General features: G+C 69.9%; 8 protein-coding genes and 3 pseudogenes. 5 read left to right on the forward strand and 6 right to left on the reverse strand.

All coding sequences use genetic code 11. The features are described 5' to 3' along the window. Positions 1 to 872: PQQ-dependent sugar dehydrogenase (locus AD428_RS18515; RefSeq protein WP_053246164.1), on the forward strand; the 872-nt coding region annotated here is incomplete at its 5' end. Between the two features lies 1 nt (position 873). Further along, a pseudogene (locus AD428_RS18520) lies at positions 874 to 1,511 on the forward strand (glutathione S-transferase family protein). 3 nt (positions 1,512 to 1,514) lie between these two features. Here AD428_RS18520 and AD428_RS18525 read toward each other — a convergent pair. Continuing rightward, positions 1,515 to 2,426: a DMT family transporter gene (locus AD428_RS18525; RefSeq protein WP_053246166.1), complete on the reverse strand. Its 912-nt coding sequence runs from the start codon at positions 2,424 to 2,426 to the stop codon at positions 1,515 to 1,517. A 64-nt stretch (positions 2,427 to 2,490) separates the two neighbouring features. Beyond that, a complete protein-coding gene (locus AD428_RS18530) occupies positions 2,491 to 2,865 on the reverse strand; it encodes a DUF423 domain-containing protein (protein ID WP_053245146.1) in 375 nt (124 codons plus the stop codon). Between the two features lie 209 nt (positions 2,866 to 3,074). Between AD428_RS18530 and parS the strand changes: the two genes are divergently transcribed. Then, a complete protein-coding gene (parS, locus tag AD428_RS18535) occupies positions 3,075 to 3,554 on the forward strand; it encodes a type II RES/Xre toxin-antitoxin system antitoxin (protein ID WP_053246167.1) in 480 nt (159 codons plus the stop codon). After that, entirely contained in the window at positions 3,551 to 4,063 is a 513-nt protein-coding gene (locus AD428_RS18540; RefSeq protein ID WP_053246168.1) for an RES family NAD+ phosphorylase, read from the forward strand. The genes parS and AD428_RS18540 overlap by 4 nt, the downstream gene beginning before the upstream one ends. Before the next feature lie 19 nt (positions 4,064 to 4,082). Here the strand turns inward: AD428_RS18540 and AD428_RS18545 are convergent, their stop codons facing one another. Continuing rightward, on the reverse strand, positions 4,083 to 5,144 hold the full coding sequence (locus AD428_RS18545; protein ID WP_053246169.1) for an alcohol dehydrogenase: 1,062 nt from the start codon (positions 5,142 to 5,144) through the stop codon (positions 4,083 to 4,085). A gap of 24 nt (positions 5,145 to 5,168) precedes the next feature. Then, positions 5,169 to 6,376: pseudogene (locus tag AD428_RS18550) on the reverse strand (ABC transporter substrate-binding protein). A gap of 185 nt (positions 6,377 to 6,561) precedes the next feature. Here AD428_RS18550 and AD428_RS18555 point away from each other — a divergent pair. Further along, complete coding sequence (locus tag AD428_RS18555) at positions 6,562 to 7,302, forward strand: IclR family transcriptional regulator (RefSeq protein ID WP_053246170.1); 741 nt, start codon at positions 6,562 to 6,564, stop codon at positions 7,300 to 7,302. Between the two features lie 10 nt (positions 7,303 to 7,312). Here the strand turns inward: AD428_RS18555 and rocF are convergent, their stop codons facing one another. Both rocF and rocD read right to left on the reverse strand, forming a co-directional pair. After that, positions 7,313 to 8,242, reverse strand: a complete 930-nt coding sequence (gene rocF, locus AD428_RS18560; RefSeq protein WP_235490879.1) for an arginase — start codon at positions 8,240 to 8,242, stop codon at positions 7,313 to 7,315. 22 nt (positions 8,243 to 8,264) lie between these two features. Next, positions 8,265 to 8,587 (reverse strand): annotated as a pseudogene (gene rocD, locus AD428_RS25420) (ornithine--oxo-acid transaminase); the annotation flags it as partial.

An 8,587-nucleotide genomic window follows, 5' to 3' on the forward strand; every position in this document is an offset into this window, starting at 1 on the left:
GGCTTCTCGACGTGGCGCTGCCGCCCGGCTTCTCCCGCAACCGCTATGTCTATCTTTCCTATGCGGAATCCGACGGCAAGCGCAGCGGCACGGCGGTGGGCCGGGGCCGGCTGTCCGACGACGGCCGCGCCCTGGAGGATTTCCGCGTGCTGTTCCGCCAGGCGCCCAAGCTCTCCACCGGCGTGCACTACGGCGCGCGCCTGGTGTTCGACGGCAGGGGCTATCTGTACATCTCGCTGGGCGAAAACTACCAGCGCATGGCCGCGCAGGACCTGGACAAGCTGCAGGGCAAGATCGTGCGCCTGCGCGAAGACGGCTCGGTGCCGCCCGACAACCCTTACGCCGGCAAGCCGGGCGCACGCGCCGAAATCTGGTCCTACGGCCATCGCAATCCGCAGGGCCTGGCGCTGCATCCCCGCACCGGCCAACTCTGGGAGAGCGAGCACGGGCCGCGCGGCGGCGACGAAGTCAATCTCGTCAAGCGCGGCGCCAACTACGGCTGGCCGCTGGCGACTTACGGCATCGACTATTCGGGCCGGCCCATCCCCGAGGCCCGGGGCGGCGAGGCGCCGGGCACCGAGCAGCCGCTCTACTGGTGGAAGCAATCGCCGGCCATCAGCGGCATGGCGTTCTACGATGCGGACCGCTTCCCGGCATGGCGCAACTCGCTGTTCCTGGGCGCGCTGGCCGACCGCGACCTGATCCGGCTGACCCTGGACGGCGACAAGGTGGTGGCCGAGGAGCGGTTGCTGGGAGAGCGTTCCAGCCGCATCCGCGACGTGCGCCAGGGACCGGACGGCTATGTCTATGTGCTGACCGACGCTTCCCCCGGCGAATTGCTGAGGGTGGCGCCGGCGCAACCGGGAGAGTGACATGAAACCGTATGAACTCATCGGCTCCATGGGCTGCGGTTCGGCCATCGTCGAGATGGCCCTGGCGCTGGCCCGCGTGCCCCACACGCTGACGGACATTCCCTATCTCAAGCCCGGGCCGCAGCGCGACCGGCTGCTGCGCATCAATCCGCTGGGGCAGGTGCCCACCATGGTGACGCCCGACGGCGAAGTGCTGACCGAGAGCGCGGCCATGATGCTGCACCTGCACGACGTGGCGCCTCGGGCCGGGCTGGCGCCGCCGTCCGACGACCCCGCGCGGCCCCGCTTCCTGAACCTGCTGATCCGGCTGGTCGCGGCCGTCTATCCGACCTTCACCTATGGCGACGACCCGCCCCAGTGGACCGGCCCGGGGCCCGCCGCGGAGCATCTGCGCGCGCGCGTGCACGCGCGGCGGGCGGACATCTGGCAGGAGATCGAGCGCTACGCCGGCGCGCCGCACATGCTGGGCGCGCGCTTTTCCGCGCTGGATCTGTACCTGGCGGTCATGACGCGCTGGCGTCCGGGGCCCGCCTGGTTCGCCGAGTACTGCCCGGCGCTGTCGCCGTGGCGCGCGCCGCGGCCGAGAAGCCGGAAGTGGCCGGCGTGCTGGCGCGGCATTTCCCGCCGCCGACGGAGTAGGGCTCAGCCCCGGCCGCCCCGCGCCGCCTTGGCGCTGCGGGTTTCGCGCAGCGCGATGTACACGCCGCTGCCCGCAATGAAGAGCGCCCCCACGAAGGCGTAGGCATCGGGCGTCTCGTGCCAGAAGATCCAGCCGATCAGCGTGGCCCAGATGAGGCCGGTGTAGTCGAAGGGCGCGACCACGGAGGCGGGCGCGATGCGGAACGCCTGCGTGATGAAGGCCAGGCCCAGGGTGGAAAACAGCGCCACCGCCGCGAAACGGGGCAGGTGCGCGGGTTCGGGCGCCTGCCAGACCCAGGGCAGGGTGACGGCGCTGCAGACGAGCTGCCCGGCCACGATATAGAACGTGGTGGTGAGCATGCCTTCTCCCTGGCCGATGCCGCGCGCGGTAATCATCATTACCGCGTACAGCATCGCCGTGGCCAGGGGCAGCAGGGTGGCCGCCTGGAAGGCCGAGGTGCCGGGGCGCACGATGATCAGCACGCCCGCGAAGCCGGCCAGCACGGCCAGCCAGCGACGGCCGTCCACCTGCTCTTTCAGCAGCAGCACCGACAGGGCCGTCACGAAGAGCGGCGCCGCGAATGCGATGGCCGTGGCCTCGGCCAGCGGCAACGCGCGCAGCCCGAGATAGAAGCAGGTGGCCGATATCACGTTGATGGCGCCGCGCAGCAGGTGCAGGCCGGGGTGCGCCGTGCGCAGGATGCGGCGCCCGCCGAGCGCCAGGGCGATGCCGGCCACCGCCGGCAGCGCGATCAGCGCGCGCAGGAACAGAATCTGCAGCGGGCTGTAGTGCGCGCCCAGCCATTTTGCGTTGGCGTCGCTGAGCGTCAGGAAGAAAATGCCGCCCACGATGCAGGCGATGCCAGCCGCATGGGACGCGGGGCGGCGGGCGGCAAGGGTACAGGAGTCGGACATACTGCGTGGAAAAAGGGCGGCCTGCCGCCGCCGGAAAGGGAGAAAAACGATTGCGGGCGCGGCTTCAGGCCGCGCGCCAGGCGGCCCAGGCCACCATGGCCCAGGCGGCGAGAAAGGCCGTGCCCCCCACGGGCGTGATGGCGCCCAGCCAATGGGTGCCGGTCAGGGCCAGCACGTACAGGCTGCCGGAAAACAGCACGATGCCCGCGAACATGACCGCGCCGGCGGCGGAAAGCAGCGGCGAGCCGAAGCGCGCGCCCAGCAGGGCCACGATGAACAGGCCCAGCGCGTGGAGCAGGTGATAGAGCACGCCGGTCTGCCACACGGAAAGCAGTTCGGGCGTGAGCATGCGCTTGAGCCCGTGCGCGCCGAACGCGCCCGCGCCCACGGCCGCGATCATGTTGAGCGCCGCGAGAACGGTGAGTTGCCTGTCGGTCATGGAGTGCCTCGTTGTGCGAAAAAGTCCTGGAGATGGGGACGCCGCCTATGATACGCATTCTCCCCGGCCCCGGCCCAGGCGTCGGATCGGGCATGTCCATGTTCCTGGCAATGGAATTCCATATGAGCTAAAATAAATTCCAATTGGAAACAAGGGCTGCCGGGTCCGGGCCATCCGGCCAGGGCGGGCGCCCGAGCCAGGAGGTTCGCATGTCTACCGCACTTGCCGAGAAAGTCCCGGGCCGCAAGACGCCTCCCCGCGCACCGGGCCGGGTGGCCGGCCGTTCGCGCCAGCTCTTCCTGGAGCTGGTCGACAGCCCGCTCAAGGACATGGCGCGCGACGTGCGCCGCGGCCTGCCCGCGCGCATGGTGGACGACGCCGCCGATTTCCTGGGCGTGCCCAAATCCGAAATCATGGCCATTGCGGAGGTCAAGCCGGCGTCGCTGTCGCGCTGGACGCGCGAAGGCCAGGCGCTGCCGCTGGGCGAATCCGACCGCCTGGCCCGCGTGGCCCGCGTGACACGGGTCGCCCGCCAGGTGCTGGGCAGCGACGAAGAAGCCGTGCTCTGGCTCAACACGCCGGTGCCCGCGCTGGGCAACGTCAAGCCCCTGTCTTTGCTCACGTCCGACGCCAGCACCCGCATCGTGGAAGACACGCTCACGCGCGCCGCCGCGGGCGTGTACGCATGAGCCGCGGCGTTTCGCTCTGGCGCATCGGCACCACCGCGGGCAAGTACCGCGCCGACGACCTGAGCGGCGCGGGCGCGGCGGCGGTGGGCGGGCGCTACAACAGTCCGGGCACCGCCGTGGTCTACACCTCCTCGAGCGTGTCGCTGGCGGTGCTGGAAACCGTGGTGCATTTCGGGGCGCGCGCCTCGGCGCAGGCCAACCGCTACCTCATCGAGCTGTCGGTGCCGCTCCAGGTGTACGAAGACCGCCAGATCCTCACCGTGGAGCAGCTCGAGCGGGATTATCCCTTCTGGGACGCGGTGCCCTTTGCCGAAGCCTCGCAGGCCGTGGGCGACAACTGGGTGGCCTCGGGCGTGTCGGCGCTGCTGCAGCTGCCCAGCGCCATCGTGCCGTGCAGCGGGGTGCCCGACTGCAACGTGCTCATCAATCCCGCGCATCCCGACGCCGGGCGCATCCAGGTCGCCCGGCGCGAGAAGTTCGTCTACGACCCCCGGCTCAAGCCGGCCTGAACCGGGAGCGCCGCGCGGATCAGGCCTGGGTCAGCACGGCCCGGCCCAGCACCTTGCCGGCGCGCAGCGAGCCCAGCACGCTGTCGGCCTGTTCCAGCGCGTAGCGGTGCACCTGCATGGGCGGCACCTTGCCGGCGCGCACGAGTTCCATCAGCTCGCGCAGTTCGGCCAGGTTGCCCACATAGCTGCCGATGATGGACAGGGCTTTCATGGGAATGAGCGCGACCGGCCAGGTGACCGCGCCGCCGAACAGGCCCACGATGACGAGCTTGCCGCCCTTGGCCAGGAAGTCAAAGGCCATGGTGGCGGTGGAGGGCGCGCCCACCAGGTCGATCGCCGCCCGCAGGGGCTTGCCGCCATTGGCCTGGAGGATCTGTTGCGCGGCGTCGGGCGCGGCGCCGTCGATGGCGGCCAGGGCGCCGGCGGCCAGCGCCGCTTCGCGCTTGGCGGGGTCGATGTCCACCACGATGGCGCCCGCGCCGCCCAGCGCCTTGATGATGGTCAGGCTCATCAGGCCCAACCCGCCCGCGCCGAAGATCACCACGGGATTGTCGCGGTAGACGGCTTCGCCGATTTTCTTCAGCGCGGAGTAGGTGGTCAGGCCCGAGCAGGCGTAGGGCGCGATCTGCGCGGGGTCCAGCTCGCCGATGTCGATGAGGTAGCGCGGGTGCGGCACCACGATGTGGTCGGCGTAGCCGCCGGGCCGGTGCACGCCCAGGCAGGCCGGCTGGGCGCAATGGTTTTCCTGGCCGGCCAGGCAGGTCGCGCACTGGCCGCAGCCGATCCACGGATAGACGAGATAGTTGCGGCCTTTTTCCACGCCCTGGGCCTCGGGGCCGGCCGCTTCCACCGTGCCCACCGTTTCGTGGCCCATGGTCAGGGGCAGCGACACCCCCCTGTCCTTGAGCGACAGGGTGCGGCCCTGACCGAGGTCGTAGCCGCCTTCCCAGAGGTGGATGTCGCTATGGCAGACGCCGGCGGCGCGCACGCGCAGCAGCACCTGCGAACCCGTGGGCCGCGGCGTGGGCTGCTCCATCTCGCGCAGCGATTCGCGGAAATTGACGACGCAATAGCACTTCATGGACTTGTCTCCTGGTTGCGGTTCTTATTTCTTCACCAGCGGGCATTCGCTGTCGGCCAGCGAAACGAACACCTGGTCGCCGGGCACGGTGGACAGAATGCGGTAGTAATCGCCTTCATACTTGGACTCGGACGGCTTTTTCACTTCCACCAGGTACAAGTCCATGATGACGCGCCCGTCTTCCGGACGGATGCGGGCATTCTTTATCAGTTTGGTCGTGATAGGCAACTCGCGCATCTTCTTGTTGACCGCCTCGCCCTCGAAAGTGCCGGCGGCCTGCGCGGCCTGCAGGTAATGCGTGGTGGCCACGTAGCTCAGCGCCTGCACGATCGAGGGCGGCCTGGTCACACCCATTTTCTGCTGCCAGCGGCGCGTCCAGGCGCGCGTGTCTTCGTCGGCGTCCCAGTAGAAGCCGGTGGGAAAGGTCAGCCCCTGCGCCACGGGCAGGCCCATGGCGCGCACGTCGTTGATGAACGTGAGAAAGGTGAGCAGGCGCTGCTTGCCGCCCCCCAGGCCGAATTCCTGCGCCTGCTTGATGAGGTTGACCAGGTCGCCGCCGGCGCTGGCCAGGCCCACCACCTGGGCCTGCGAAGACTGCGCCTGGATCAGGAAGGATGCGAAGTCCAGGGCCCCCAGCGGATGCCGCGTGCTGCCCAGCACCTTGCCGCCGGCCTGCTGCACAAAATGCGTGGCGTTGCTTTCCAGCGATTTGCCGAAGACGTAATCGGTGGTGATGAAATACCAGCTCTTGCCGCCTTTCTCGACCACGCTGCGCACCACGGCGTTGGACAGCGCATAGGTGTCGGGCGCCCACTGGGTGCTGAGGGGGCTGCACTGCTTGCCGCTGAAATCGCCCGCGAAACCGCCGCTGATGAGGGCGGTGCCGCCTTTTTCGCGCGCCACGCCCTGGGCCGCCAGGCCGGCCGAGCTGGCGCCGCCGTCCACCACCGCCACCAGGTTCTGCGTGTCGAACCAGCGCCGCACCAGGGCCGAGGCCACGTCGGCCTTGTTCTGGTTGTCCGCGCCGACGACTTCCACCGTCTTGCCGGCGACCTTGCCGCCGAAATCCTCCACGCCATGCGCACGGCCATTTCGGAGCCCAGGCCGCCCAGGTCCGAATAGATGCCGGAACGGTCGTTCGATACGCCCAGGCGCACCACGTCGGCCTGGGCATGGGCCGCACAGGCGGCCAGTGTCGCGGCCAGGGCGGCCAGCAGGGGGTTGATACGCATCTTTCTTGTCTCCGCGGCCCTCGGGCCGTATTCAAGTTCTTGTCTGGATGATGCTGCGGTATCTTGCGGGCCGCCGGAAGCGGCTCCGGCTGCAGGAGTTTTCCTATATGTGAAGAAAAATTCCTGTGCAAGAATTTAGGTTCGCATCTGTGAAATGTCAACGTAGTGAAAAACCTGAGGCCGCCATGGAAGTGAAGCTCGTCGCCCGCACGCTGGACCTGGTTGAACTCTTTGCGCAGGAGCGCCGCCCCATGCCGCTGACGGAGCTGGCGCAGGGCCTGGGCGCCCCTATGTCGAGCTGCCTGGCGCTGGTGCGCACGCTGGTGGGGCGCGGCTATCTGTACGAGGTGCGCCGGCGCGGCGGCTATTACCCGACGCCGCGCCTGGCCGCGATGTGCGCGCTGATCCAGGACGGCGATCCGTGGCTGGAGCGGCTGCGGCCGCGGCTGGCGGCGCTGCGCGACGCCACCGGTGAAACCGCCATGCTCGGCAAGATCCAGGACGGCGCGGTGGTGTTTCTCGACGTGGCCGAGTCGGCGCAGCCGGTGCATTATGCGCCGCGCCCGGGCGCGCGGCGCCCCCTGCACACCAGCTCCGTGGCCAAGGCCATCCTGGCGCGCATGGCGCCGGCCGAGCGCGAGACGGTGCTGGCCGGGGTGTCCTACACCCGCTACACGCCGCGCACGCTGGACGGGCGGGTAGCCCTGCTGGAGGAGCTGCGGGCCACCGAAGCGCGCGGCTGGGCGGCCAACGTGGGCGAAAGCGTGGCCGACCTCACCGGCCTGGCCGTGGCGTTGGACCTGGCCGGCGAGTGGTATGCGTTCTGCGTCGCGGGGCCCACGCACCGCGTCTGGGAGGAGCGCGAGGCGCACGTGCGCAGCCTGCTGGACGCCGCCGGGGCCGCGCGCCAGTGGAGCGAGCGCTGAGCCGGGCGCGTCAGCCGCGCATCAGCGTGGATTTGCCGAACAGGCTCTCGATCAGGTCCACGGCCAGTTCCGCGGTGCGGTTGCGCACGTCGAAGGCGGGGTTGAGCTCCACCACGTCGAGCGAGCGCATCCGGCCCGTGTCGGCGATCATTTCCATGCAGAGCTGGGCCTCGCGGTAGGTCGGGCCGCCCGGCACGGTGGTGCCCACGCCGGGCGCGATGTCCGGATCGAGGAAGTCCACGTCGAAACTCACATGCAGGTGCGTGTCGGTGTCCAGCCCCTCGAGCGCGCGCTCCATGGTGGCGCGCATGCCCATTTCGTCGAGATAGCGCATGTCGAACACTTCCAGCCCCGCCTGGTGCACGAGGCGCTTTTCGCCCGCGTCCACGCTGCGTATGCCGATCTGCCGCACCCAGCCGGGCTGGATGTCGGGCGTCTGTCCCGACAGTCCGGTGATCTGCGCCGGCCCGTGGCCGCACAGGCAGGCCACCGGCATGCCGTGGATGTTGCCGGTGGGAGTCAGCTCGCGGGTGTTGAAGTCGGCATGCGCGTCCAGCCACAGCACGCGCAATTTCTTGCCGGTTTCGCGGCAGTGGCGCGCCACGGCGCTGATGGAGCCGATGGCCAGGCAGTGGTCGCCGCCCAGCAGCACAGGCAGGCGCCGCTGGCCCAGCTCGGCGTAGACGGCGTCGTGCACCGTGCGGGTCCAGGCGGCCACTTCGTCGAGGTGCCGGTAGCCGCCGCGCGGCGCCTGCCACGGATTGGGCGGCCCGTACAGGTTGCCGCGGTCGGCCACGGTATGGCCTTGCGCCTGGATGACCGCGTCCAGGCCGGCCACCCGCAACGCTTCGGGGCCCATGGAGGCGCCGCGCGCGCCGGCCCCGACATCGGTGGGCGCGCCGATCAGGGAAACGCAGGCGGGCAGGGGAGGATGGGACACGAGCAGACTCCTGGAACGGGGTTCAGGCCGACAGCACGGCTTCGAGCTGATCGCAGGCCCAATCGATCTGATCCCGCGTGATGACCAGCGGAGGCGCCAGCCGCAAGGTGTGGCCATGCGTGTCCTTGACCAGCATGCCGCGCGCCAGCAGCCGCTCGCACCACCGGCGCGCGCCGCCGGCGTCCGGCTCCAGTTCGAGGCCAGCATGAGGCCGCGCCCGCACGCCTCGTGCGCACCGTGGCCGGCAGGGCGCGCAGGCGCTCCAGGCAAGTATTCGCCCTGGCGCGCGGCGTTTTCGATCATGCCTTCCTCGACCAGCCACGGCGAGCGCCGCGCGCCGCCACC

The organism is Achromobacter sp. DMS1, assembly GCF_001270295.1.

What these genes read in the sequence shown, in the direction of transcription:
- AD428_RS18545 (WP_053246169.1), bottom strand. Translation starts at nt 5,144, where the DNA reads ATGAAGTGCTATTGCGTCGTCAATTTCCGCGAATCGCTGCGCGAGATG.
- AD428_RS18530 (WP_053245146.1), bottom strand. Translation starts at nt 2,865, where the DNA reads ATGACCGACAGGCAACTCACCGTTCTCGCGGCGCTCAACATGATCGCG.
- AD428_RS18540 (WP_053246168.1), top strand. Translation starts at nt 3,551, where the DNA reads ATGAGCCGCGGCGTTTCGCTCTGGCGCATCGGCACCACCGCGGGCAAG.
- AD428_RS18555 (WP_053246170.1), top strand. Translation starts at nt 6,562, where the DNA reads ATGGAAGTGAAGCTCGTCGCCCGCACGCTGGACCTGGTTGAACTCTTT.
- AD428_RS18525 (WP_053246166.1), bottom strand. Translation starts at nt 2,426, where the DNA reads ATGTCCGACTCCTGTACCCTTGCCGCCCGCCGCCCCGCGTCCCATGCG.
- parS (WP_053246167.1), top strand. Translation starts at nt 3,075, where the DNA reads ATGTCTACCGCACTTGCCGAGAAAGTCCCGGGCCGCAAGACGCCTCCC.